Genomic DNA, 24,845 nt, shown 5'->3' with positions numbered 1-24,845 from the left:
ACGTCGAGGATCCGCTTGCCGAGGCGGTGCAGGTCGGTGGGGTCGAAGTCCGCGGCGTACCCCACCAGCGCCACCTCGGCCCGGTCGACCACCTCAGCGTCGACGTCACCCGGCAGCGCGGCGAGGGCGTCGGCGATCACGTGGGCCTGATCGAGGTTCACCGCCCCCTCACGCACCGCGGCCGCGAGCACCGGCCGGTCGGCCAGCGCCAGCGCGAGCCGCAGCTCGCGCGCACAGTCCGCCCGCCGGCGTCGTACGGCGTGCGCGGTCCAGGCCCCGACGTCGCGTGCCCCGTGTTCCTCGGCCACGTCGCAGGCGTCCGCGGCGACTCGCAGCCGCAGCTCACTCACCCGCGCCTCCAGCACCGCGAGCTCGCGCAGCGCCGCGGCTTTGTCGGGGGTGGTCATGAACGACGGGTTCACGTCGGCGACGGTCTTCAGCGCATGGTCGATCTCGCGGGCAGCGACCCTGATTGGGTGGCTGGGCTGATGGGGGTGGTCCATGTGAGCCTCCGAGAGCTCCACGAGATGACCACACCAGTATGGTCGAACACGCGTTCGAAGTCAAGGGTGGATGGAGCCCGCCCTCAGCAGACGCAGTGCGACAGATCGCTTCGTCTCCGATCGGACGATGACGACGTGCAGCGCTGTCGTGGCCGCATCCGTGTTTGATCTCCGCGCCGCGATCGAAGTCGGAGGACGTCGATCCACCCTTCGACGCCTTCAGCCAGTCTCAGGTCAGCGCCTGCCGCAGCTGCTCGTTCCGCGGGCTCGGGGCTTCGGCCTGGCGTCGGTCGAGCGCTTGCAGCGCCAGGTTGGCGAGCGCTGCGGACGTGCTGCCGCGCACCATGATCTCGGCGAACGCGGCGGCGATCACCAGTTCGTCGTGCTCCCAGGTGTCGATGTCGGCGACATCGCTCAACGACTCGCAGCCCATGTCCACCACATAGGCATCGAGGAAGGCCATTCCGTCGCCGGGGAGCTCGTCCAGGTAGGTGACGAGGAGATCGGCGCCGGTGTCGTTCCCGTGGGGGGCCTCGTCGTCGGCCGGATCGAAGAAGAAGGGGTCGGGGAGTCGTTCACGTGCATCTGCGGCGAACACCGACCAGTCGACGTCCAGCCGCTCCCAGTCATCCATCGCGTCCCAGCGCCGGATGGCGGCCGCATGGAGCTGTTCGAGCACGAGATCGAGCTCGTCCTGGGTTCGGGGGAGAGCGTCGAGCCGCGCGCGCACGAAGGACAGGAACGTTCGCGCGTCGACGTCATCGTCCGGCTTGATCCGTCGTGGGAGGACTTCGAGCCCGGCGACGACCTCGCGGGCTGCCGACGCGAAGAGATCGGGAGTCACGTCCACGGTGCCGTAGACGTCCAGCTCGGAGAGGTCGCTGACGATGCGCACGGACACCCGGCGCGCCGCCCGGCGAAAGGTCAGCGACGGGCCTTTCGAGCGCCGCTCGTCGTGATCCCGGCTCCACTCGGGGTGGTCCGGGCCGATCGCCTGGCCCCCCGAGATCAGGTTCAGGAGGGCATCGATCTCCTCGCTCGGCATGTCCTCGACGGCACGATCACGAGGAGCGCGAGGCTCGCTGCGCAGGAGCACGTCGACCTCGATCTTCTCGATGCCGGACCCCACGTCGGGTAGCCCGTCGACGAGGAAGTCGCCGACCCGCCCGACGCTGTCTCCGCCGTAGGTGGGTGAGGAGCAGTTGATCTCGATCTGCACGTGCGCATGCTAGTGGCGAGGATCGGGGGTCCGGGGACGGTCGGGCGTCGTCGACACGGCACGCCTACTGCCCCACCATCACCCCGACCCGCTCCCGCTTGAACCCAGGGAACACAGCAGCCGTGGACGCCGTGGTCCGAGCCGCGACCACCTCGGCGAGCACGCTCCGGTAGTCGGTGGTGACGGCGACGTCGGCGTCGAGCGTGTTCTCCAGCCCCGGCCACGACCCGTAGTACCGACCGCCCCGCACCCCCGCCCCGGCGACGAGCATGACGTTGCCCCAGCCGTGGTCGAAGCCGCCGTTGCCGTTCTCCTGCACCCGGCGGCCGAACTCGCTGACGGTCACGACGGTGACGCGGTCGGCGGCGCGGCCGAGGTCGGAGAAGAAGGTGGCGATGCAGCCGGCGAGCTCGGTGGCGTTGCGGACCATCCAGCCGGCGGTGGGCGAGCCGAGCCCGATGTGCATGTCCCAGTCGCCGCTGTCGACGGTCACGGCGTTGACGCCGATGTCGGCGCGCAGGGCGCGGGCCACCGACGCGAGGGCCCGACCCAGGTCCGTCTGGGGGTACGACGCGGTCCGGTCCTGCTGGCGCTTCGCCGGGCCGAGGTCGACGACGGCGTCGAGCGCGGTCCGGAAGGCGGTGCCCAGCTCGCTGCGCTCGCCGCGCCACTGCCGGCGCATCGAGCGGAACCGGTCGCTGCTGGCGCCGGCCCGGTTGACCCCGGCCACGCCGGCGGCGTCGATCGAGTCGAAGGACATCACCGGCTCCGGGCCGAGCATCGACGCGGGCAGGTTGCTGCCGACGGCGAGGGCCTGGAGGGAGCCACCGGAGCGGGCGTCGCTGCCGACCATCCGGTTGAGCCAGCCGACCCGGGCGGCCGACCCGGGTGCCGCGTCCTCGAGCTCCTCCATGGCGGCGAAGTGGGAGCGGTTGGCGACCGGCAGGCCGGTGGCGTGTACGGCGGCGAGCCGGCCCGAGCGCCACAGCGGCACGAGGGGAGCGAGGGCGGGGTGCAGCCCGAAGAAGCCGTCCGCGGCGAGCAGCCGCTCCCGGGGGATGGCCGTCTTGGGTCGGGCGGCGTAGTACGCCGGGTCGCCGTGCGGCACCACGAGCGAGAGCCCGTCGGCGGCGCCGCGCAGCGAGATCACCACGACGGCGGAGCCGTTCGCGGCGTGGGCGGGGCTGGTCGTCATGGAGACGACCGCGGAGCCGAGGACCGTGGTGGTGCCGGCGAGCGCGGCCCCCTTCAGCAGGCCCCGGCGGCTGGTGGCGAACGTCGTACCCTCCGGGCACCCGCAGCCGGCGACATCCGTGTCGGTGGTGGTCATGGGGTTCTCTCCTGGCTGGTGCCGGTCAGTGCCGGTAGTAGGCGGGACTGTCGAGGAAGGTCGTCATGAGCTTCTGCCAGCGCCCGCGGAACAGGTCCGACCTCTTCGTGACGCGCGTGGTCGGCCGGTAGCCGGTCGCGAGGCAGCAGGCGTGCAGCAGGTCCTCGGTGGACGGCCGCTGCAGCAGCACCCGCGAGAGGTGGTCGACGAACTTGCGGAAGGCCATCTCCTTCTGGGGCAGGTACGACGTCCGCCGCGCGAAGGTGACGTCGTCCTCGGGCCAGCCGCCGGCCATCTCCCAGTGCAGCGACACCGACGCGAGCACCCGGGTGGCGGTGGACCAGGCGGCGTTGTCGACGGGCGGTCCGTCGGGCCGGGGCCAGGTCAACGGCGCGAGCCCGAGTCCGGCGACCTGCCAGTAGACCTGGTTGGCGGCCGAGAAGTCGCTGCGCGGCCGACTGATCCGCGCCCCCAGCAGGCGGTACGACGCCGCGACGTCCTCGTCGGCGTCGCGCACCTTCTGGTCGACCGCCTTCTTGAACTCGGGGGAGCGGACCAGGGTCCGCAGCACCGGCCGGATCTGGGTGTCGTTGGCCAGGTAGACGGCCGCGAGCCGCTCGACGAGGGCCTTCGGCACCTGGTCGGAGACGAACGTCCGGACCAGCTTGGTGGCGATCCGGCGGGCGGTGTCGGGGTGGTGGGAGAGGTAGGAGAGGAAGCGCAGGGTGAGGTCGCGCCCGTCGGCCGCGACGTTGTCGTCGGCGAAGTCGCGCACCCGCACCGGGCCGGTCCAGTGGTCGACCTCGCTGTAGAACGGCTCCCAGGTGCTGTAGAGCTTCACCCGCCAGCCGGTGAGGATCCGCGCCGACGCCTTGACGTCGTCCTCGGTGTGGTGGCCGACGCCGAGGGTGTGCAGCTCGAGCAGCTCGCGGCCGAGGTTCTCGTTGGGGTGGGCCTTGGTCGATCCGGCGTTGCCGAGGTACATCAGCATCGCCGGGTGCAGGACGGCCGTCTTGAGCAGGTCGTCGTACCGACCTAGGGCCCGGGCCCGGATCTGCTCGCCGTAGTCGGCGCGGAAGACGCTGACGTTGTCGGCGGCGATCGGGACGTGCAGGAGGTTCTCCCAGAACTTCGTCATCACCTCGAGCACCGGCGTCGGCGAGACGATCCGGCGGACCACCGTCCGCTTGCCGATGTCGTAGCCGACCTCGAGGGTGTCGCGGTCGAGCATGGTCGCCCGCTTGAAGATCGCGGCGGCGCTCAGGTGCAGGTCGGGCCACCAGTCGGCCAGGCCCCGTGCGCGGGCGTCGTACGGCGTTGCCAGCTGGCGGTCGAACCAGGCCAGGTGCCCGCCGGCCGCGCGGACCTCGGCGGCGAGCTGGGGAGTGATGCCGAAGCTGAACCGGTTGACGAGGTGGCGCGACTGCACGGACAGCACCGGGGTGGCCCGGTAGCGCGCGGGCCGGTACTTCCGCCTGCGCTTCCGCGACTGCCGGGCGTCGTCCTCCTCGAGCGTGCGCGGGCGGTCGGGAGCAGCCCGGCGCCGAGCCGCGTCCGCGGGCGAGGGCAGCAGCACGGAGGCCGATGCAGCAGTGGCCGCACCGCCGGCGAGCCGCAGGGCGCGACGGCGTGAGGGCATGGCGAGATCGCTCGACATGGGGTGCCTTCCTTGGCGTTCCACGTGGTCCCGGTTCCGTCCGGGGTGTCGCCTTGGGCATCGACCGTAGGACGGGCCACCTGAGTCGGGCGTCGCGAAATTTGGGGAAGAACAGCTCGGGTCCCGTGCGACCGCGGCATCACCGTTCTCGGAATGTGGACACGTGTACCACGATGCGAGACGGATGGAGGCGGGGGCTGGGTGCCGCCTCTACCGTTGTCGGCATGTCCTCGACCTGGCTGACCAAGCGACGCGCAGTGGATCACTGCCGCGTGCGCTCGTCGCTGTGTCGGATGTCCTGACGGGGTCGGCCTCCAGCTCCTTTAAGTCGAGCAAGTTACTGCAGTAATGTCGCAGTCCTCGACGCTGACCGATCCCGTGCCTCGCGCCCGGGCCCGTTCCCTGCAGGAGACCACCATGACCAGCACCACCCATCCACCCGTGACCGCGGACCGCATCGACGCGCGCGGCCCGCAGTTCAGCGCCGCGGTCACCGCGCTCGTGCTGATCGCCGTCCTGCTGCTGCCGATGACGGCCGCGACGGTGCTGATCGGCGTGCAGGCGGTGCTGTTCGCGCTCGGTGCCGGCCTCGGCGTCCAGCACACGCCGACGGCCTGGCTCTTCCGCCACGTCGTCCGGCCCCGGATCTCGGCCCCCACCGAGCTCGAGGACCCGCAGCCGCCCCGCTTCGCCCAGGCCGTCGGCCTGGTCTTCGCGGCGGTCGCGTTCGTCGGGTTCGCCACCGGCGTCACCGCCCTCGGCCTGGTCGCCACCGGGTTCGCCCTGGTGGCCGCGCTGCTCAACGCCCTGTTCCGGTTCTGCCTCGGCTGCGAGCTCTACCTCCTCCTGAAGCGAGCCACCGCCGCCTGACCGCCGACCCTCGCTGGTCTCTCTCGCGAGCGCCAGCGAGCGTATCGAGACCCCCGCACCCAAGAACTCACCTGAAACCCCAAGACCCCGCGTCGCACGACGCAACAGAAAGGTAGAAAGCAATGACTCGCGAGAACTCCCTCGTCTCGACCCAGTGGGTCGAGGACAACCTCGACGCCGACGGTGTCGTCTTCATCGAGGTCGACGAGGACACCACGGCGTACGACAAGGGCCACATCAAGGGCGCCATCAAGCTCGACTGGACCACCGACCTGCAGGACCAGGTCCGCCGTGACTTCGTGAGCAAGGACCAGTTCTCGGCCCTGCTGTCCGAGCGCGGCGTCGCCAACGACGACACCGTCGTCCTCTACGGCGGCAACAACAACTGGTTCGCGGCCTACGCCTACTGGTACTTCAAGCTCTACGGCCACCAGGACGTCAAGCTCATGGACGGCGGCCGCAAGAAGTGGGAGCTCGACTCGCGCGAGCTCGTCAGCGAGATCCCGACCCGCCCGGCGACGTCGTACTCCGCCTCCGAGCAGGACACCTCGATCCGCGCCTTCCGTGACGACGCCGTCGCCGCGATCGGCGTACAGAACCTGATCGACGTGCGCAGCCCCGACGAGTACGCCGGCCGTCTGCTCGCCCCGGCCCACCTCCCGCAGGAGCAGTCGCAGCGCGCGGGCCACGTCCCGACGTCGCTGAACGTGCCGTGGAGCAAGAACTGCAACGACGACGGCACCTTCAAGTCGGACGCCGACCTGAAGGCGCTCTACGCCGAGGTCGGCATCGACGAGTCCAAGGACACCATCGCGCTCTGCCGCATCGGCGAGCGTTCCTCGCTGACCTGGTTCGTCCTCAAGGAGCTCCTGGGCCACGCCAACGTCAAGAACTACGACGGCTCCTGGACCGAGTACGGCTCCCTCGTGGGCGTCCCGATCGCGCTCGGCGACGAGCCGGGTGACGCCTGATGTGCGGGGCCAAGGAGGGCGGGCTCTCCCTCGACGGCGTGAACGTCGCCAAGGAGGCCGTCATCCAGGGTCAGGTGCTGCGCGGCGACGAGCCGGTCGGCAACGCCTACGTCCGACTGCTCGACCGCAGCGGCGAGTTCACGGCTGAGGTCCCGACCTCCGCCTCCGGCCACTTCCGGTTCTTCGCCGGCGAGGGCGACTGGACGCTGCGCACCCTCGCCCCGAAGGCCGACCCGGTCGACCGCCAGGTCCGCGCGGCCATCGGCTCCGTCGCCGAGGTCACCGTCTCCATCTGACCCCGGCGGTCGAGGCGGTCGCACACCGACCGCCTCGAACCGGTCCCGGTGGTTGAGGAGGTCGCGCACCGACCGCCTCGAACCGGTCCCGGTGGTTGAGGAGGTCGCGCAGCGACCGTCTCGAAACCCAGCAAGTGAAAAAGCAGCCTCACCCGAACGCCGCCCGGATCCCCGGGCGGCGTTCGCCATCCCCAGCGCCGCCGGACCCCGCCCGACCGCCCCGCCCGCTCCTGATCCCACGCTGGTTGAGGTGCGAGCGAAGCGAGCCTCGAAACCCCGCAACCCGACCAGCAGCCCCAAGCCCCGATTCCCCAGGAGCCCCTCCACACATTCAGACCACCCCCGTCCGCTCACCGGACGACATTCGGTCCATGTCAAGACCGAAACAGAGAATTCACCCCGTCGTTCACCCGATCCCCTGAAAGTCCGTCGCTGCCCTGCCAGGGTGGACGGACGCCACGGGGGCTCTCGAGAGGAACGACATGAGCTACACGCGGCGCCGACGGCGCGCGCTGAACCCGGTGGTCGCGAGGCGACGGAAGCTGGTGCTCCAAGGGGTCGGACTCTCCGCCCTGGCCCTCGTCACCGCGGTCCTCGTCGTCCGGGCCCTGCAGGCCGGATAGGCCGCGCAAGCGTAGAAATGTCTAGACACAATGGCGTCTGAGAGGCGGTACTACTGTGATCTGGGCCATCTCCAGGTAACGGATGAGTTTCCGCACGCCTGAGTTTCATTAAATTCCTCAGGTCGGGCAGCCAGTTTCCGAATCCGTTGTGCGGGACTCTGTCCTGCTGTGGTTTCCTTGAGCCTCGAAGTATCCACCGGGCACATCCTCCAGTGCCTACCACGGGGAGTCTGACACCATGAAGAAGCTCATCGCCGCCCTGTTCGTGGGCATCCTGACGACGGCCGGGCTCGTGGCCGTCACCTCCACAGCTCCCGCCTCCGCAGCCTGCGGTGGCAAGTACAACCCCTGCGTCAAGACCAAGACGACCGCCGCGAAGCTGAAGCCGGTCAAGGCCGGCAAGAAGGCCAAGATCTCCGTCTCCGTCAAGCCGGCCAGCGGCCGCGCGCCGGTCAACGGCACCGTGACCATCACCATCAAGGGTGGCGGCAAGACCATCAAGGTCACCGTCAAGGTCCGGAACGGCAAGGCCGTCTACACCACGCCGAAGCTGCGGAAGAAGGGCACCTACAAGGTGACCATCTCCTTCAAGCCGGCGGCGAACTCGAACGCGCTGCCGTCGAAGTCGAGCACCACGATCAAGGTCAAGAAGTAGCACCAGCCGTCTCTCGAAGGCCCCGCGACCACTGGTCGCGGGGCCTTTGACGTTGATCTCAAAGCGGGCAGCCGGACCGCCTTCCACCGATAGGGTTCGAGCATGAGACCCCTGCGCCGGTGGCGAGTTGTGGTGCCGGTGCTGCTGGGCCTGGTGCTGCTCGCCGGCGCCTGGCTCGGGTGGAACGCCTGGCAGGTCAGCAAGGACCTGACCGCCGCGGCCGAGGACGTCGAGACGCTGCAGGACGCCGTACGCGCGGGGGACGACGAGGCCTCCGACACCGCCCTCGCCGACCTGCAGGCCCACAGCCGGTCGGCCGCCGACCGGACGGGCGGGATCTCCTGGTCCGTGCTGACCAAGGTCCCGGCCTTCGGCGACGACGCGCACGGCATCCGGGTGGTCAGCGAGGTCGTCGACGACCTGAGCAACGACGGCATCGCTCCGCTGATCGAGACGGCCGGCAACCTGGAGGCCCTGCTGCCGACGGACGGCCAGATCTCGATCGCGTCGCTCCGGGACCTGCAGGGTCCGGTCGCCGAGGGGAACGCCGCGCTGGCGAAGGCCTCGGAGCGGCTGGCCGGCGAGGACCCCAGCGGCTACGTGCAGCGCTTCCGCGACAAGTACCGCGACCTGAGCCGGCAGGTCCGCAAGGCCGCGGTGGCCCTGGACTCGGCGGACGCCGCGCTGCAGGTGATGCCGTCCATGCTGGGCGAGGGGGAGAAGCGCGACTACCTGCTGATCTTCCAGAACAACGCCGAGATCCGCGCGACCGGTGGCCTCCCGGGCGCCGTCTCCGTGCTGGAGGCCGAGGACGGGAAGGTGGCGCTGACCCGCCAGGTCGCGGCCAACACCTTCGGCGCGACCGACGAGCCGGTGCTGCCGATGACCGAGGCCGAGATGGGTCTCTACTACGGGCAGATCGGCCGCTACTTCCTCAACGCCAACCTGACGCCCGACTTCCCGCGCGCCGCCGATCTGATGAGGGCCCGCTGGGAGCAGGTCTACGACGAGCGGATCGACGGGGTGCTCGCCCTCGACCCGGTCGTCCTCTCCTACGTGCTCGGCGTGCTCGGGCCGGTGCAGGTCGGTGACGTCACTCTGACCGAGGAGAACGCCGTCGACGAGCTGCTCAGCAAGGTCTACCTCAAGTACGAGGACCCGGCCGACCAGGACGCGTTCTTCCGCGAGGTCGCCCGGACGACGTTCACCCGCGTCCTGGCCGGTGGCGCCGACCCGCAGGCGCTCCTCCGCGCCCTCGGCCGCGGCGCCCGGGAGGGCCGCGTCTACGTGCACTCCTTCGACGAGGCGGAGCAGGCGGCGCTGGCCGGTCGGGTCGTCAGCGGCGAGCTGCAGACCGAGGCGACGAGCAACCCGGTGGTCGATGTCGCGCTCAACGACGGCACCGCCTCGAAGATGTCCTACTACCTCCGGCACAAGGTCTCGGTCATCTCGACGTCGTGCACGTCGGCCGGGGTGCAGAGCTACCAGGCCAAGGCCCGACTGATGTCGGAGGCGCCGCGTGACGCGGCGGACCTCCCGGCCTACATCACCGGGGGCGGGGATGCCGGGATCGACCCGGGCGCCCAGCTGGTGCTGGTCGAGATCCACGTCCCGGTCGGCGGCACCATCACCGACCTGCGCTACAACGGCGAGGAGACCGGGCTCGAGGTGGTCCGGGACGGCGAGCGCCAGGTCGCGCTGACCAACGTCTACCTGGAGCCGCAGCAGAAGGCCACGCTCACCTGGCGGATGACCTCAGGCCCGGACCAGCCGGGCAACACCGTCGTGGGAGTCACCCCCGGGGTGACGACCGGGTCGAAGTCCTCGGTCGTCCGCTCCTCCTGCTGAGAGCCGCCGAGGAGCGGTCAGTCGTCCTTGGCGATCGGCGCGTAGCCGTACCCGTAGCCATAGCCGTAGCCATACCCGTAGCCGTCGGACTTCCGGTTGCTCGGCACCATGTTGAGGACGAGGCCGAGCGGCTTCGCGCCGACCTGGCCGAGCCGCTCGATGGCCGAGGAGAACTGGTCGCGGGTGGTCTTGCCCCAGCGGACGACCACGACGGCGCCGTCGGCCTGCGAGGCCAGGAGCGCGGCGTCGGTGACGGGCAGCAGCGGAGGCGCGTCGATGATCACGTGGTCGTAGTCGGCCCGCAGGCTGGCCAGCATGGTGCTCATGGCCTGGGACTGGAGCAGCTCGGCCGGGTTCGGCGGGACGGCGCCGCTGGCCAGGACCGCGAGACCGGTCGCGTCGTGCTTCTGCAGTGCGTCGGCGAGGGAGACCTTGCCGACCAGCACGGTGGTGACGCCGACGGCGTTGTCGACGCCGAGGGCCGCGGTGGCCTTGGGCCGCCGCAGGTCGCACTCGACGAGCAGGGTCCGCCCGCCGGCCTGGGCCAGGGTGAGGGCCAGGTTCACCGCGGTGGTGGTCTTGCCCTCCTCCGGGACGGCCGAGGTGACCACGAAGACCTTCGCCTGCTGGTCGACGTCGACGAACTGGATGTTGGTCCGGAGCACCCGGAACGCCTCGACCCGGGGCGCGTGCGACTCCAGGTCGGTGACCAGCGGACGGGTGCGGGTGCCGGCGTCGTAGGCGATGGCGCCGAGGAGCGGCGTCTCGGTGCTCGTGGAGAGGTCCTCCAGCGACTTGACCGTGGTGTCGAGGAGCTCGCGCAGCACGGCGATGCCGACGCCGAGCAGGAGGCCGAGGATCAGGCCGAGGCCGAGGTTGCGGACCGGCTGCGGCGAGAAGGGGTTCTCGGGCGCGTTGGCGGGGTCGACGATCGAGGCCTTGAGGACGGCCACGGTGGCGCCGGGAGGCGTCTCCAGCTCGTCGACCAGGTCCTGCATCTGCTCGGCGTAGGCCTGGGCGATCCGCTGGGCCTCGGCGGGCTCGGGGTCGCTGACGCGGATCAGGATGTTGTTGGTCTCGGGCTTCACCTCGGCGGTGACCTTGGCGGCCAGCTCATCGGGTCCGAGATCGAGGTCGAGCGCATCGATCACGGCCTGGGCCCGGGTCTCGCCGGTGACGAGGTCGGCGTACGACGCCACCCGCTGCGCGGTGAAGTTGCTGCTCTGCACCGCGTCCGCCTCGGACGTGGTCGAGATGAACATCCGGGCCGTCGACTGATACATCGGAGTCGCGGTGAAGGTGTAGAGCGCCGCAGCAGCCAGGACCACCAGCCCGATCGAGACCACCATCAACCATCGGCGTCGCAGGATACGAAGGTAGTCCTGCAGTTCCACGTAGGCTCCGTTCGCTGGTGCGACCCCACCCCGGAGGTGGCGGTCTGCATCAAGGCTTGGGCGGCACTCTATCGTCGCGCGACGCCCGCCACTGCGGGATCAGAGGTGACGTCTTCCACGTACAGCCGGGAGCCGCGCCCGACCTTTCCGAGCCGGCGACCTCAGAAGGTGGCGCGGATCTCGCCGACGCGCACGCCCCCGCCGAGCAGCGGCAGCTTGCCGGTCGCCCGCACCGCGTCGCCGTCCACCCCGTCCTCCGCGTCGACCCCCGCACGCCGGAGCGCGGCCGCCATCAGCACCGGCCGGACCCGGGGCGCCCCGTCGTCGGTCTTCAGCGCGAACGCGCGACCGTCGGGCAGGGCCACGACGTAGCAGGACTCGGCGCCGGCCTTGCCGATCGCACCGGGGATCGCGGTGAGGAGGCGGAGCTCGTCCCGCGTCGTCCCTGAGACGTACGACGGGTGCCGGCGGATGGCCTCCGCGATCCGCTGCTCGGGACCGTCGTCGGCGATCGCCAGCGCCCGGAAGGCCCGGGCCAGTCCGACCAGCGAGGTCGACAGCAGGGGAGCGCCGCACCCGTCGACCGCCACCACCTCGACCGTCTCGCCGGTCAGCTCGGCGAACGTCGCGGCGATCCGCTCCTGCAGGGGGTGCGCCGGGTCCAGGTAGGTCGCGGTGTCCCAGCCGTTGGCGACGCAGGTCGCCAGCATCGCGGCGTGCTTGCCCGAGCAGTTCATGTGGATGCGCGAGCGCTCGCCGCCCGCGCGCAGCAGCGACTCGCGGGCCGCGTCGTTCAGCGGGTAGTCGAGCGGGGTCTGCAGCGACCCCTCGTCGAGTCCGGCCGAGGCCAGGATCCGTCGTACGCCGTCGACGTGGAAGTCCTCGCCGGAGTGGGACGCACAGGCCAGGGCGAGCAGGTCCGGCGGCAGGTCGAGCCCGGCCCGGACCATCGCGAGCGCCTGGATCGGCTTGTTGCAGGAGCGGGGCAGGACCTGGTGCTCGGCGTCGCCCACCGACCAGGCCAGCGCGCCGTCGGCATCGAGCGCGACGACCGACCCGTAGTGGTGGCCCTCCACGAAGCCCGAACGCACGATCTCTGCCACAACCACCGGGGACGACATGGGGGCGAGGTTAGCCCCGGTGGTCAGTCGTCGGTGAGGTAGACCGCCGTTGCGAGGAGTCGTGCCAACGATCGCCGCGGGTGGAGGAGTGCCCGGAGGAGGTTCACCTGCGCGAGCGTGCGCGCCTCGCGGCGGCTCGAGTGGCGGGTGGCCCACACGTCACCCAGATGAGGTACGGGCGGGCGGTGGTCGCTCCCGCGAGACGGTCACCCATCGCTCAGCGTGATGGCTCGGCCGCGTGCCAGGATGACGCCCGTGCCTCCAGCCGTCCCGCAGCACTGTCCGACCCCACGCGAGCTCGACGACCTCGAGCTCCTGGTCTCCGGGGCACTGCACCCCACCCAGCGGTACGACGAGCCCGGCAGCCCGGTCACCCTCGCCCTCCCGCCCGCGATCGACGCGGCGGCCCGCGAGGCCGGTCAGGTCGAGCTGGTCGACCCGGAGGGGCTGCCCCTGGCGCGCGTGGCGGTCCCGGGCGGCGAGATCGAGCCGCTGAGCCACGCTCAGTTCGGCCCGTTCCGCCACCTCTACCTCTCGCCGGCGACGGCTCGCGCCGAGCTGGCCGGCCGGACGTTCGTGCCGGTCACCGACGCCCTCACCAGCGGGCAGGTCGAGGCGCTGCGGGCGCACGGACCGGTGGCCCTGGTCGCCCTGGTCGGCACCGGCACCCCCGAGCTGTCGTCCGTCGCGCTCGTCCGGGCCACGCTGCGCGCCGCCGAGCTCCTCGACGACGCCGCCGTGCTGGCCGTGCCGCTCGCCTCGCACGACGACCCCGAGGCCGACCACGAGCTGGGCGTCCGGGTCCTGGCCACCTACGCCGGACCCGACCCGGTCGTCGGGCTGGTCGAGCCCGGCGAGGACGACGACCTGCCCGCCGGGGTCGCCGAGATCGTCGAGGAGGACCAGCCCGCTCCGGACCGGCGGGGACTGGTGCTGTTCTTCACCGGCCTCTCCGGCAGCGGCAAGTCCACCCTGGCCCGCGCCCTGATGGACCGGCTGCTGGAGCAGGGCGGTCGCACGCTCACCAGCCTCGACGGCGACGTCGTACGACGGAACCTGTCGGCCGGGCTGACCTTCTCCAAGGAGGACCGCGAGACCAACATCCGTCGGATCGGCTGGGTGGCCGCGGAGATCTCGCGGCACGGTGGTGTCGCGGTCTGCAGCCCGATCGCGCCGTACGACGAGACCCGGCAGCAGGTCCGGGCCATGGTCGACGACGCCGGCGGTGCCTTCTTCCTCGTCCACGTCGCCACCCCGCTGGAGGAGTGCGAGCGCCGCGACCGCAAGGGCCTCTACGCCAAGGCCCGCCGCGGCGAGATCCCCGAGTTCACCGGCATCTCCTCGCCCTACGAGGAGCCGGCCGACGCCGACGTCGTCGTCGACACCACCGGCCGCACCATCGAGGACGCGCTCGACGACGTCATCGCCGCCCTGCGCACCACCGGCTTCCTCGACCTCACCACCCCGGTGCTGACGCAGGGAGCCCCGCCGTTGGTTGAGCACGGAGGGCCCCCCGGGCCCGACCGTGTCGAGACCCCCGCGCCCGACGACGGCGTCCGAGCTGAAGGGGTTTCGAGGCTCGGCGCTAGCGCGCCTCGCACCTCAACCAGCGGGGGAGAGGCCGCGCCGTTGGTTGGGCAGGGAGGGACCCCCGGGCCCGACCGTGTCGAAACCCCCGCACCCGACAGCAGACCTGGAGCGGAGGAGGCGGACGCGCCCCTGAATGTCCTCTTCGTCTGCACCGCCAACATCTGCCGCTCCCCGTTCATGGAGCTCCTGGCCCGCCACCTGGCCGGCCCCGACGCGAACGTGGTGTTCAGCGGTGCCGGCACCCACGGCTTCCAGGCACACGCCATGGACGACGTGATGGCCGCGACCCTGGCCCCACGCGGGGTCACGGACGTGGCGTCGTTCGCCTCGCGCCCGCTCGACCGCGACCTCCTCGAGCAGGCCGACGTCGTACTGACCGCCGAGGCCGCCCACCGCACGTTCATCCTCGACGACCACCCGCAGCTGTTCCGCAAGGTCTTCACGCTGGGACAGTTCGCCGAGACCGTCCAGGCCCTCGACCCGGACCTGTCCGGACGCGAGCTGGTCACCGAGGCGGCCCGCCGCCGCGGCGCGGCCGACGCCGGTCTGGACGTGCGCGACCCCTACCGCCAGGGGGCCGAGGCCGCGGAGACCGCCGCCGCCGGGATCGAGCGGTTGCTGCGTGTCGTCGTACCGGCCCTCCTCGGAGCGCGGGAGACGGCGCGGTGACCGACCTGGTCACCATGACCGCTCTGTCCATCCTGGTCGCCGGGTTCGTCGTCGGCATCGTCGTCGGACTGACGGGGATGGGTGGCGGCGCCCTGATGACGCCGGCGCTGATCTTCCTCGGGGTGGGGGAGGCGGCCACGGTCGTGACGGCCGACCTCACGGCGGCGGCGATCTACAAGACCGGCGGTGCCGTCGTGCACGCCCGGGAGGGCTCGCCCAACCTGAGCCTGGCCAAGTGGCTGATCATCGGCTCCGTGCCGATGGCGCTGCTGGGCCCGCACGTCCTGGCCTGGTTCACGGACCCCGACGAGCTCGACCAGGCCCTGATCCTCAGCATCGGCTTCGCGCTGCTGCTCGCGGCCTCGACGTACGCCCTGCGGCTCTACATCAACCTGCGCCGGGTCCGCGCCGGCGGGCCGACCGGCGACCCGAACCCGCCGGTGCGCCCGATCCCGACGCTCCTGGTCGGGGCGCTCGGCGGGCTGCTCGTCGGCATCACGAGCGTCGGCTCCGGCTCGGTGATCATGGTCGCGCTGCTGATGCTCTACCCGGGCCTGTCCGCGGTGAAGCTGGTCGGCACCGACCTGGTCCAGGCCGTCCCGCTGGTGCTCGCGGCCGCCATCTCCAACATCGCCCTGAACGGCATCGACCTGGGCATCCTGATCCCGCTCGTCGCCGGCTCGGTGCCGGGCACGCTGCTCGGCAGCACCCTCGCGCCGAAGGTCCCGCAGTCCTACATCCGCCGCGGCATCGTGGTCGTGCTGACCATGTCGGGCGTCGCGCTGCTCGACAAGTCCGGCTGGTCGGTCCTCGGTGCCGACGAGACGCACCCGATGCTCATCGCGGGCGTCGGGATCGCGACCCTCGTCCTGGTGCCGCTGGTGTGGGGCCTGCTGCGCAAGGAGCAGGGCCTGCCGATGTTCGGCGCCCCGACCGTCGCGGAGCTCGAGGACCCGGAGTACGTCGCCACGGGGAACCGGTCGGGTCAGTCGCGGCCGTAGATGTCGCGCGTGTAGACCCGGTCGGCCACGTCCGCGAGGACGTCGGTGCGCCGGTTGGCCACGATCACGTCGGACCGCTTCTTGAACTCGTCGAGGTCACGCACGACCTCCGAGTTGAAGAACAGGTCGTCCTCCAGCGCCGGTTCGTAGACGACGACCTCGACGCCCTTGGCCTTCAGGCGCTTCATGACCCCTTGGATGGACGACATCCGGAAGTTGTCGGAGCCGGCCTTCATGATCAGCCGGTAGATCCCGACCGTCCGGGGGTTGCGACGCAGGATGTCGGTCGCGATGAAGTCCTTGCGGGTCGTGTTGGCGTCGACGATCGCGCTGATCAGGTTCTGCGGCACGTCGCGGTAGTTGGCCTGCAGCTGCTTGGTGTCCTTCGGCAGGCAGTAGCCGCCGTACCCGAAGCTCGGGTTGTTGTAGTGGCTGCCGATCCGCGGGTCCAGGCCGACGCCCTCGATGATCTGGGCGGAGTCGAGGCCGTGGGTGAGCGCGTAGGTGTCGAGCTCGTTGAAGTAGGCCACCCGCAGCGCGAGGTAGGTGTTGGCGAAGAGCTTGATCGCCTCGGCCTCGGTGGAGTCGGTGAGCAGGACGGGCACGTCGTCGTCCTCGGAGCCCTCGACCAGGAGGTCGGCGAAGGCGCGCCCCCGGGGCCCCTTGTCGCCGACGACGATCCGCGACGGGTGCAGGTTGTCCCAGAGCGCGCGTCCCTCGCGGAGGAACTCGGGGCTGAAGATGAGGTGGGCGTCCGGGTGCTCCTCGCGCATCCGGGCGGTGAAGCCGACCGGGACCGTCGACTTGACCACCATGGTCGCGTCCGGCGCGAGCTCCAGCACGTCGCGGATCACGGCCTCGACCGAGCCGGTGTTGAAGTAGTTGGTGCGCTCGTCGTAGTCGGTGGGCGTCGCGATGACGACCAGCTCGACGCCGGCGTACGCCTCGTGCTTGTCCAGCGTCGCGACCAGCTGCAGGGGTCGCTCGGCGAGGTACTCGACCAGCTCGGCGTCCTCCAGCGGCGACTCGCGCCGGTTGACCATCGCCACCTTCTCGGCGTCGAGGTCGATGGCCCGCACCTCGTGGCGCTGGGCCAGGACGACGGCGTTGGAGAGGCCGACGTAGCCGATGCCGGCGATCGCGATCTTCACCCGGCGAGCGTACGGCGCCGCCCGGGTGGGGCGTGCGGCGTATCGCCCAGATTCACGGGAACGTCACACGCCGCTGCCCACCTCCCGGGACTCGGTCGACAGGCCCTTAGGTGACCCAACACACTCGACTTGTCCAGCATGAGGGCAGCGGTGCGCCGACGGATACGATGGCCGCTGCTGTCCCGACGAGAGGTCCCCCGCTAGTCATGACCGAAACGCACGCCGACTACCGGCTGAGTCAGCTCGACCAGCTGGAGGCGGAGTCGATCCACATCTTCCGTGAGGTCGCCGCCGAGTTCGAGAAGCCCGTCCTGATGTTCTCGGGCGGCAAGGACTCCATCGTGATGCTGCGCCTCGCCGAGAAGGCCTTCTACCCGGCGAAGATCCCGTTCCCCGTGCTCCAGGTCGACACCGGCCTCGACTTCCCCGAGGTGCTGGAGACCCGCGACAACTGGGTCAACCGCCTCGGCGTGCGCCTGGTCGTGGCCAGCATCGACGACGCCATCGCCAACGGCGTGGTGGTCGACGACGGCAAGACCAGCCGCAACCGGATGCAGATCGGCACCCTGCTCAACGCGATCGAGGAGAACGGCTTCACCGCCGCCTTCGGTGGCGGCCGCCGCGACGAGGAGAAGGCCCGCGCCAAGGAGCGCGTCTACTCGCACCGCGACGAGTTCGGCCAGTGGGACCCCAAGAACCAGCGTCCCGAGCTCTGGAGCCTCTACAACGGGCGGCTCCACGAGGGCGAGCACATGCGGATCTTCCCGATCTCGAACTGGACCGAGCTCGACATCTGGGACTACATCGGCCGCGAGGGCATCGAGATCCCCAACATCTACTTCTCCCACCAGCGTCGCGTGTTCGTGCGCGACGGGATGCTGATGAGCGAGACCCCGCTCAACCCGCTGCGCGCGGGCGAGGTCGTGGAGGAGCGGACCGTCCGGTTCCGCACCTGCGGCGACATCAGCCTCACCGGCTGCGTGGAGAGCACCGCCTCGACGATCCCCGAGATCATCGAGGAGATCGCGGTGGCCAAGCTCACCGAGCGTGGCGCGACCCGCGGTGACGACCGCTTCAGCGAGGCGGCCATGGAAGACCGCAAGAAGGAGGGCTACTTCTGATGGCCGACACCGTTCAGCCCACCAACATGGACCTGCTCCGGTTCGCGACCGCCGGCTCCGTCGACGACGGCAAGTCGACCCTCATCGGCCGCCTGCTGCTCGACTCCAAGTCGATCTTCGAGGACCAGCTGGAGGCCGTCGAGGCCACCAGCCAGTCGAAGGGCTACGACTACACCGACCTCGCGCTGCTGACCGACGGCCTGCGCTCGGAGCGTGAGCAGGGCATCACCATCGACGTGGCCTACCGCTACTTCGCGACGCCCAACCGCAAGTTCATCATCGCCGACACCCCGGGCCACGTGCAGTACACGCGCAACATGGTCACGGGCGCCTCGACGGCCGACCTCGGCCTGGTGCTGGTCGACGCCCGCAACGGCCTGACCGAGCAGTCCCGCCGGCACGCGGTGATCCTCAGCCTGCTCCGGGTCCCGCACATGGTGCTGGCCATCAACAAGATGGACCTCGTCGACTTCTCGCAGGAGACCTACGAGAAGATCCACGCCGAGTTCACCCAGTTCGCGACCAAGCTCAACATCCCCGACCTCGAGGTCATCCCGATCTCGGCCCTGGCCGGCGACAACGTCGTGAACCGCTCCGAGAACATGAGCTGGTACTCCGGCCCGACGCTGATGCACCACCTCGAGCACGTGCACGTCGCCTCCGACCGCGACCTGATCGACGCGCGCTTCCCGGTGCAGTACGTCGTACGCCCGAAGTCGGACGAGCACCACGACTACCGCGGCTACGGCGGCATGGTCGCCGGCGGCGTCCTGAAACCGGGCGACGAGGTCGTCGTGCTGCCCAGCGGCATGACCTCGAAGATCGCCGGGATCGACCTCTTCGACCGCGAGATCGACGAGGCGTTCCCGCCCATGAGCGTGACCGTCCGCCTCGAGGACGACGTCGACGTCTCCCGCGGCGACATGATCGCCCGGGTCCGCAACGCGCCCACGCCCAGCCAGGACATCGACGCGATGGTCTGCTGGATGACCACCACCCCGCTCAAGCCGCGGCAGAAGCTGGCCATCAAGCACACCACCCGCACCGCCCGCGCGCTGGTCAAGGACATCCAGTACCGCCTGGACGTCAACACGCTGCACCGCGACCAGGAGACCAAGGAGCTCGGGGTCAACGAGATCGGTCGTGTCCAGCTGCGGACCACGGTGCCGCTGCTCTGCGACCCCTACTCGCAGAACCGCACCACGGGGTCGTTCATCCTGATCGATGAGGCGACCGGTGTGACCGTGGGCGCTGGCATGATCAACAGCGGTTCCTGAAGGCACTGGCGGTGGCAGTACAGGCGCGCGATGAGCCGGCCGCCGACGGTGCAGTGTAGGTAGACAGCGGGTGTGCGAATCTCACAGTCGTTCTGACTACCAGGACGCTCGCAGCAGTCCAAGATTGGTGCACTGCCCCCGAAGACCTGGACGAGGGTGAGCCACGAGGACTGCGGAGGAACCAGAGATGTGGAAGCACAAGGCTCGCGATATGAAACGAGAGCCTCAGTGGCGCCGCGAAGACGTCATCGTGTTTCCCGAGCTTCGTGCGCTGCAGGTAGATATGTTAAGCGCTTCACCTGAGATCACTGCTCTCTGCTTAGGTCGAAAGTGGGATCTTGGCGATACTCCCCTACCTCCGGGAGCAATTGAATTGAGCACCTTTCGAGCGCTCTTTCGGTTATGGAGTTTTCCTCCGGCAGTTTTGGAGGTGCCTGAGCCACTCTTTGTGCGCGAACTGCCGCGCTCCCTTTTGCTCGCCGCTGGTGCAAGATTGGGTGGACTGCTTTCCGGTAGGCCAGTTGTAGTCGTGACTTACGCGATCGAGAATAACGATTTGCAATCGCTGGTCGGCTTACCCGGCATTCGTGGCAGATGGGTTGCGCGCGCGATCCGTCCGATACTGGCGCTATTGGTGGCGATAATTTATGGTCGCGTCATCTTTGGAAGCCCAAGCGCGCAACGGGCATACGCGCGTGTTGCGCCTCGGTTCGCATCCAAGGGGACTCTTCTCCTGGAACTACCAGCAGTGGACGGGCGAGCACACTTGGAACGGGGGCAGACAGTCGCTTTCGTTGGCGAATTAGCCAACCGTAAGGGGCTTCCCCTCTTGATGGAAGCATGGCCGCTCGTTGAGCGAGCTGTGCCGGAGGCGCGACTGGTGATCGCTGGCGCCGGGCCGTTGGAAGTGGACGTGCGGGATTGGTGCGCCTCTTGGTCGAGTCGGTCGTTCCTTGGAATGGTCCCGCATGATGAGGTCCCAAACCTACTGGCTGGAGCGCGAGTTCTCGCCGCACCCTCCATTCGGGAGGGGCGCTGGCGAGAGCAGATTGGGCGTCCGATTTCCGAGGCGCTTGCGGTTGGGGTGACAGTGGTAACGACTACGGAAACTGGTTTGGCCGACTGGTTGCGCAATGAAGGGCACGTGGTGCTGTCTGCTAGCCCCAGTGCTACTGAGCTCGCAGACGGCGTTATTCGCGCATTGCGAGAGCCGCTAGATCCGTCGGTCGTGACCCGATCGCTGCCATCAAGACACGGCAGATATTCGGCACATGACGCCTTGCACCCCGCGGGTGCTCAGTGACGACCCACCCGGAGAGTTCTGCCGCCGCGATCGTTGTAGTTCACCATAAAAGTCTGGAAACGCTTGGACGGACCATTCAAAGCCTCGTCGCGAATGATGTGTCTGCAGATCGTATCGTTGTCGTTGATAACAGCGGCGATGTGGTAAGCGATGAGGCTCTCGCTCATGTTCTTGTAGACGGGGTCCGGCTGCTCCGAATTCCCAATGGGGGATACGCGAACGCAGTGAATCGCGGCATGCTCTTCGTTGGTTCTGAGATGAGGCCGGGTGCTGACGATGGGGTCCTCGTCGTCACCCATGAAGTTCTCTTTCGTTTGGGATCGGTGGCCATCCTCGCGGACGCCCTTGCCAGCGATCCCGACCTGTCGGCAGTTGGTCCGGTGCTTCGAGCCGAGCCGCGTGCTGAAGGGGTGCTGTGGTCGGGCGGTGGTCGGTTGACGCGCTTCTTGCGCCTCCCGCGCCACTCTTTCGAGGTGCCCGCAGGGGTCAATCGATGCGCTTGGCTCGACGGTGCTGCCGTTATGTACAGATGGAAGGCGGTTCGACAGAATCCCTTGAGCGAGCAGTACTTTTTGTATATGGAGGAGGTTGACTACCATCTCCGATTGGGCCGCGCCTATGGGCCGGTGGCGGTGGTTCCTGAGGCGGTCGCATCACAATCCTCCGCCGGGCAGCCGCCATACTGGACCTGCCGCAACATCCGGATCTTCGCGAGATCTTGGGGACGACCCGGATTCCGGTTTATGGCAGTCGCTCTTACGTGCGGCAAGGTAGTGGCGCGCGCGTCACTGCACCGCGACGGCCAAGCTTTGCGCGCGGCTGTTGCCGGCTATCGTGCGGGAGGTCGGCGAAGTGCATGACCTACACGTAATAAACCCGCTTGGCGCTACCCTGCGGCATTACGGGCGTGAGATATCAGATGTGATGGCCGGAGAAGGCGTCAACCTCAGTGAGACGACCTTCTTCGAACCCAGCCACAGTGGCGGATCCCGATGGCGATGGATTTGGGCTTACGTCTCAGCGATCTGGTCGTCTAGATCCAGTTCCCAGGTGATCGTCCTATGGCCGGTTCTCGGCTATCTTGATGTGGTCCTACTTCGAGTTCTCGGACCGCCGACCACGTACCTCGTTATGCATGATCCAGACCCCCTGGTGCGAGCCGTTGGCTACGGTCGAGCCGCTCGATGGCTCGCGGCAATATTCCGAGGACCAACCCTTATAGCGCATTCGGATTCCGCGGTGCGGGTTCTCCGCGGTAGCCGTCACACGGTGGCGAAAGTACCGCACCCGGTTCTTCGGCCAGATGCGAATACCGCTGCATCAGCAACGGGTAGCGCTGTGCGCGTCCTTGGTCAGTTCAAACGTGATCGAAATGTCGACCTTCTTCGTGCTCTTGGGCCGATCTTGAGTGAAGACTACGAGTTATCAATCCACGGACGAGGGTGGCCCGACGTCCCTGGCTGGAAAGTTCAAAATGAGTATGTGGATGAAACGACACTCGACCGCCTGATCGCGCAGAGTTCGGTGATCCTAATTCCATATACGCGCTTCTTTCAGAGCGGAATTGCTGTTCGCGCCGTGGAGGTAGGAACTCCAGTCGTCGGCCCGAGAGATTCCTGGCTCTCAGAATTACTGCCGAATCGTTCTGAGGAGCTTCCTGCTGGCAACGATCCCACTATTTGGGCTGAGAGCATCCGGAAGGCGGCGATCCCCGCGAATGGGGAACTTGCGAATCAGCTTCATGCGCAAGTCTATGAAGAGGCGAGGACGCGATGGCGAGAGCTCATGCTTTCCAAGAGGTGACGGTGTGAGAATTGCGACCTATTCTTCTGAGAGTGTGTGGGCATGATTCTGGTAACTTTGGGTCGTGAGTCGGAGGAGAAGCTAGCGGTCTGGCTAGAGGCTCCGATAATTGACCGATCGGTCAACTTCCGGCACGCATCCCCGAGTGGGTATCGCCTGCGGAGTCGGATTCTGGGAATTGGTCTCGATGCCTCCATTGTCGCCGCGAAGGCCGCCTATGCTGCGCGCGGCTCCACCTTCTTAGCGGCGAACCCATGGTCCGGTGTGGCGCTGCGTGCGCTTCGACAGCGCGTGTGCGTCACTGGTCTATATTCCGTACCAGGCAGTCGCTCATGGGCAGTCCTGCGGCGAGGCCTCGGATCCTCTCCGGTCGTAACCCTGTCGGAGTCCGAATGCTCGGCGTGGCGTGCGTCAGGGGGCACGGCCATCGCCGTCAAGTACGGAAATTCCTTTGCCTACCCGAAGCGAGTGCCGGCACGCGGCAGTCGTGTAAGAGTTTTTGTGGGTGGCACCTCGGACCGTGATCTGAATTCCCTATCTCGGTTGATCGAACTAGCCGTCGCTCGCCAACTTGATCTGACTTTCGTATTAGCCTTGGGCCGCCACACGTCCTCTTTAGACAGGCAGGAATGGCGGTCGGTTGTCGAAGGGCATCCGGTATTGGATCAGGATGGCTTCGGCCGTGTGCTCGCGAGTTGCGATGTGGCGTACCTGCCGCTGAAGGAGAGCCCGCGGAGTGCGGGACATATGGTTGCAGTTGGTGCCGTCGAGGCTGGAGTTCCGGTCGTCACGACAGACGTTTCTGCTATCCGTGAATACCTTGACGGCACCTACATGCGAGCTGCGAAAGGGGATGAGTCGCTACTCGATCAATTGCGTGAGGTGGCCATTTGGGGCCGGAATCATGCTGCGAGAATTCGAGAGCACTGGCGAGATGAGTACAGTCGCGAAGCGTACGTCGCGCGCGTTAGCGCGGCGCTGATGCAGTTCTAGTGCCAGTCCTGGAGTCCCGGGCCTTTGTAGACCCCACAATCGTGGCTGTTTCCTGTTGAAGTTCATGGGGTGGGAGCGATCGAAACCGTGGGGTCGGAGGTCGCAGACCTACTCGTTGCCGCACTTCAGCCGCTGCAGTGCGGCGATGGTCTCCTCGTAGCGAGCGCAAACGATCTCCCATGTGTACTCGGCTCGGGCTCGTTCGATGGCCATCACGCTGAGATCGCGCTCGTCCGTGAGCACGGCACCTACGGTTTCGATCACTGAGTCGACGTCCTCTGTGCAGTACGTGCCTGCTTCGCCTAGGACTTCACGGTTGTAGACGGTCCCCCTCGCGACGGTTCGCGCTCCGAGTGCCATCGCTTGGACGAGTGCGGGATTGGTTCCGCCAACGGTGTGCCCGTGGAAGTAGGCACCCGCATTCCTCCAGAGGTCGAACAGACGCTCGTCATCGCTAATGTGCCCAAGCAGGTGCACACGCGGATGAGTGGCGGCAACCGAGTCTGCAAGATTCTGGAGCGGGTCGCCCGCAGGAGCGGAGCCGACCAAGACGACCTCGACGTCGTTCCGCTCGATGATGCTAGGTGCTGCTTCGAGGAATATTCCAACACTGTTCTCGGGCACGAAGCGGGCCACGAGAAGGACATACCCGCCGGGTGTGAATTCTGGCTCCCGTCCGGGCGCAGATGCCGGATCTCCGCCGTACGGAATGAAGACTCCGGTGCGGCCGAAGTTTGCCTGCCAGTAATCACCGATGGCTAGGGCGTCGAAAACGAGTTGGTCGGCGAACCACGCCGTGAAACGGGCGCCCGTTCGAAAGACCGCTTTGCCCAGTCGGCTCCACTTGTCTCGCTCCCACTCGATGCCGTCCACGTTCACTACGGTCGGTATCCCGCGCAGTTTCAGGAGCGGTAGCCAATACCCGTTAGCAACGTTCATGACGAGGGCGACATCTGGCTTGTGAATCACGGCATGCAGGACCGAGAAGAGTCCGTACGTGAGGGTACTGAGGGATCGAGAGTCGATGCCCTTGGTCATTACCGAGTCGATGCGCGGGTCGGCGCCCTTGTCCGGCCGAAGATGGCTTCCGGGCCGGCCGTAGACACGCACCCGCCATCCGCGATCGGCAAGGTAGGGCGCTAGGCGCCTGACCGCAGTCTCGAATCCGCCGTAGTAGCTCGGGTAACCTCGGGTGCCGATGACCGCCACCGTTGGTCCTTGGGTCCTGCGTCGCCCCAATCGAGCCACAAGCCGTTCCCACTTTCTGACAGATCGACGCCTTCGGCAGTCAGGCTAGGGGTTGTTGCGGTCGAGTGGACGTACTCTACGAACACTGCCTTAGTGAGTCTGGTTACGTCCCTCGACCGAGCGATGAGATACCGGTTGCTTGGCCTCGGACCGACGAAGTGGAGGCCTCGCTCTTGCGTTCCGGGCGCAATGCGTCAGGGCA

General features: G+C 68.3%; 21 protein-coding genes. 13 read left to right on the top strand and 8 right to left on the bottom strand.

Annotated elements, in window-relative coordinates:
• The 4 genes from BLT76_RS23570 to BLT76_RS23555 all read right to left on the bottom strand — a co-directional run.
• A partial coding sequence (locus BLT76_RS23570) for a DUF222 domain-containing protein (RefSeq protein ID WP_139175829.1) occupies positions 1-503 on the bottom strand: 503 nt, incomplete at its 3' end.
• Between the two features lie 229 nt (positions 504-732).
• The gene (locus tag BLT76_RS23565) at positions 733-1,722 is read right to left on the bottom strand and encodes a hypothetical protein (RefSeq protein WP_090860748.1); all 990 of its coding nucleotides are present in this window, start codon (positions 1,720-1,722) and stop codon (positions 733-735) included.
• 64 nt (positions 1,723-1,786) lie between these two features.
• Positions 1,787-3,052, bottom strand: a complete 1,266-nt coding sequence (locus tag BLT76_RS23560) for a DUF1501 domain-containing protein (protein WP_090860747.1) — start codon at positions 3,050-3,052, stop codon at positions 1,787-1,789.
• 25 nt (positions 3,053-3,077) lie between these two features.
• Positions 3,078-4,691: a DUF1800 domain-containing protein gene (locus tag BLT76_RS23555; RefSeq protein ID WP_170867229.1), complete on the bottom strand. Its 1,614-nt coding sequence runs from the start codon at positions 4,689-4,691 to the stop codon at positions 3,078-3,080.
• A gap of 435 nt (positions 4,692-5,126) precedes the next feature.
• Between BLT76_RS23555 and BLT76_RS23550 the strand changes: the two genes are divergently transcribed.
• From BLT76_RS23550 to BLT76_RS23530, 6 genes are all read left to right on the top strand, one after another.
• Complete coding sequence (locus tag BLT76_RS23550; protein WP_090860745.1) at positions 5,127-5,579, top strand: DUF4395 domain-containing protein; 453 nt, start codon at positions 5,127-5,129, stop codon at positions 5,577-5,579.
• 122 nt (positions 5,580-5,701) lie between these two features.
• A complete protein-coding gene (locus tag BLT76_RS23545) occupies positions 5,702-6,550 on the top strand; it encodes a sulfurtransferase (RefSeq protein ID WP_090860744.1) in 849 nt (282 codons plus the stop codon).
• Entirely contained in the window at positions 6,550-6,846 is a 297-nt protein-coding gene (locus BLT76_RS23540; protein WP_090860743.1) for a DUF1416 domain-containing protein, read from the top strand. Before BLT76_RS23545 ends, BLT76_RS23540 begins: the two co-directional genes overlap by 1 nt.
• A gap of 482 nt (positions 6,847-7,328) precedes the next feature.
• Positions 7,329-7,469, top strand: a complete 141-nt coding sequence (locus tag BLT76_RS26005) for a hypothetical protein (RefSeq protein ID WP_170867228.1) — start codon at positions 7,329-7,331, stop codon at positions 7,467-7,469.
• 238 nt (positions 7,470-7,707) lie between these two features.
• Positions 7,708-8,124: an Ig-like domain repeat protein gene (locus tag BLT76_RS23535; protein ID WP_090860742.1), complete on the top strand. Its 417-nt coding sequence runs from the start codon at positions 7,708-7,710 to the stop codon at positions 8,122-8,124.
• Positions 8,125-8,226: 102 nt separating this feature from the next.
• Positions 8,227-9,972, top strand: coding sequence for a DUF4012 domain-containing protein (locus tag BLT76_RS23530; protein WP_139175827.1), 1,746 nt, complete (start codon positions 8,227-8,229; stop codon positions 9,970-9,972).
• Between the two features lie 17 nt (positions 9,973-9,989).
• Here BLT76_RS23530 and BLT76_RS23525 read toward each other — a convergent pair whose 3' ends face one another.
• Together BLT76_RS23525 and BLT76_RS23520 are read right to left on the bottom strand one after the other, a co-directional pair.
• Positions 9,990-11,366 carry a tyrosine-protein kinase domain-containing protein gene (locus BLT76_RS23525; RefSeq protein ID WP_090860740.1) on the bottom strand — a complete coding sequence of 459 codons (1,377 nt, stop codon included), beginning with the start codon at positions 11,364-11,366 and terminating at the stop codon, positions 9,990-9,992.
• A 161-nt stretch (positions 11,367-11,527) separates the two neighbouring features.
• Positions 11,528-12,487: an asparaginase gene (locus BLT76_RS23520; protein ID WP_090860739.1), complete on the bottom strand. Its 960-nt coding sequence runs from the start codon at positions 12,485-12,487 to the stop codon at positions 11,528-11,530.
• Between the two features lie 255 nt (positions 12,488-12,742).
• On the opposite strand from BLT76_RS23520, the gene cysC reads away from it, so the two are divergent.
• Together cysC and BLT76_RS23510 are read left to right on the top strand one after the other, a co-directional pair.
• On the top strand, positions 12,743-14,746 hold the full coding sequence (gene cysC / locus BLT76_RS23515) for an adenylyl-sulfate kinase (RefSeq protein ID WP_244509546.1): 2,004 nt from the start codon (positions 12,743-12,745) through the stop codon (positions 14,744-14,746).
• Positions 14,743-15,747 (top strand): sulfite exporter TauE/SafE family protein, encoded by a 1,005-nt coding sequence (locus BLT76_RS23510; protein ID WP_090860737.1) that lies wholly within the window; start codon positions 14,743-14,745, stop codon positions 15,745-15,747. The genes cysC and BLT76_RS23510 overlap by 4 nt, the downstream gene beginning before the upstream one ends.
• Here the strand turns inward: BLT76_RS23510 and BLT76_RS23505 are convergent.
• The gene (locus BLT76_RS23505; RefSeq protein ID WP_090860736.1) at positions 15,732-16,898 is read right to left on the bottom strand and encodes a nucleotide sugar dehydrogenase; all 1,167 of its coding nucleotides are present in this window, start codon (positions 16,896-16,898) and stop codon (positions 15,732-15,734) included. The two genes, BLT76_RS23510 and BLT76_RS23505, sit on opposite strands and share 16 nt — an antisense overlap.
• A gap of 206 nt (positions 16,899-17,104) precedes the next feature.
• Between BLT76_RS23505 and cysD the strand changes: the two genes are divergently transcribed.
• The 5 genes from cysD to BLT76_RS25495 all read left to right on the top strand — a co-directional run bounded on the left by cysD (position 17,105) and on the right by BLT76_RS25495 (position 23,395).
• Entirely contained in the window at positions 17,105-18,019 is a 915-nt protein-coding gene (gene cysD / locus BLT76_RS23500; RefSeq protein ID WP_090860735.1) for a sulfate adenylyltransferase subunit CysD, read from the top strand.
• Complete coding sequence (locus BLT76_RS23495) at positions 18,019-19,296, top strand: sulfate adenylyltransferase subunit 1 (RefSeq protein ID WP_244509545.1); 1,278 nt, start codon at positions 18,019-18,021, stop codon at positions 19,294-19,296. Before cysD ends, BLT76_RS23495 begins: the two co-directional genes overlap by 1 nt.
• Before the next feature lie 187 nt (positions 19,297-19,483).
• On the top strand, positions 19,484-20,599 hold the full coding sequence (locus tag BLT76_RS26705; RefSeq protein WP_090860734.1) for a glycosyltransferase: 1,116 nt from the start codon (positions 19,484-19,486) through the stop codon (positions 20,597-20,599).
• Entirely contained in the window at positions 20,596-21,459 is an 864-nt protein-coding gene (locus BLT76_RS26700; RefSeq protein WP_139175825.1) for a glycosyltransferase family 2 protein, read from the top strand. Before BLT76_RS26705 ends, BLT76_RS26700 begins: the two co-directional genes overlap by 4 nt.
• Before the next feature lie 1,444 nt (positions 21,460-22,903).
• Positions 22,904-23,395 carry a glycosyltransferase gene (locus BLT76_RS25495; protein WP_139175823.1) on the top strand — a complete coding sequence of 164 codons (492 nt, stop codon included), beginning with the start codon at positions 22,904-22,906 and terminating at the stop codon, positions 23,393-23,395.
• Positions 23,396-23,503: 108 nt separating this feature from the next.
• Here BLT76_RS25495 and BLT76_RS23480 read toward each other — a convergent pair whose 3' ends face one another.
• On the bottom strand, positions 23,504-24,604 hold the full coding sequence (locus tag BLT76_RS23480; protein WP_211753194.1) for a glycosyltransferase: 1,101 nt from the start codon (positions 24,602-24,604) through the stop codon (positions 23,504-23,506).
• Positions 24,605-24,845: the final 241 nt, after the last annotated feature.

Origin of the sequence: Nocardioides lianchengensis (assembly GCF_900101465.1) — a bacterium.
Lineage (GTDB): Bacteria > Actinomycetota > Actinomycetes > Propionibacteriales > Nocardioidaceae > Nocardioides > Nocardioides lianchengensis.
The sequence above is the reverse complement of the archived record's forward strand: the minus strand, read 5'-3'. Positions and strand labels throughout refer to the sequence as shown.

What these genes read in the sequence shown, in the direction of transcription:
- cysD (WP_090860735.1), top strand. Translation starts at nt 17,105, where the DNA reads ATGACCGAAACGCACGCCGACTACCGGCTGAGTCAGCTCGACCAGCTG.
- BLT76_RS23555 (WP_170867229.1), bottom strand. Translation starts at nt 4,691, where the DNA reads ATGCCCTCACGCCGTCGCGCCCTGCGGCTCGCCGGCGGTGCGGCCACT.
- BLT76_RS23530 (WP_139175827.1), top strand. Translation starts at nt 8,227, where the DNA reads ATGAGACCCCTGCGCCGGTGGCGAGTTGTGGTGCCGGTGCTGCTGGGC.
- BLT76_RS26705 (WP_090860734.1), top strand. Translation starts at nt 19,484, where the DNA reads ATGTGGAAGCACAAGGCTCGCGATATGAAACGAGAGCCTCAGTGGCGC.
- BLT76_RS23550 (WP_090860745.1), top strand. Translation starts at nt 5,127, where the DNA reads ATGACCAGCACCACCCATCCACCCGTGACCGCGGACCGCATCGACGCG.
- BLT76_RS23520 (WP_090860739.1), bottom strand. Translation starts at nt 12,487, where the DNA reads ATGTCGTCCCCGGTGGTTGTGGCAGAGATCGTGCGTTCGGGCTTCGTG.
- BLT76_RS23545 (WP_090860744.1), top strand. Translation starts at nt 5,702, where the DNA reads ATGACTCGCGAGAACTCCCTCGTCTCGACCCAGTGGGTCGAGGACAAC.
- BLT76_RS23540 (WP_090860743.1), top strand. Translation starts at nt 6,550, where the DNA reads ATGTGCGGGGCCAAGGAGGGCGGGCTCTCCCTCGACGGCGTGAACGTC.
- BLT76_RS23495 (WP_244509545.1), top strand. Translation starts at nt 18,019, where the DNA reads ATGGCCGACACCGTTCAGCCCACCAACATGGACCTGCTCCGGTTCGCG.
- BLT76_RS23535 (WP_090860742.1), top strand. Translation starts at nt 7,708, where the DNA reads ATGAAGAAGCTCATCGCCGCCCTGTTCGTGGGCATCCTGACGACGGCC.
- BLT76_RS23560 (WP_090860747.1), bottom strand. Translation starts at nt 3,052, where the DNA reads ATGACCACCACCGACACGGATGTCGCCGGCTGCGGGTGCCCGGAGGGT.
- BLT76_RS26005 (WP_170867228.1), top strand. Translation starts at nt 7,329, where the DNA reads ATGAGCTACACGCGGCGCCGACGGCGCGCGCTGAACCCGGTGGTCGCG.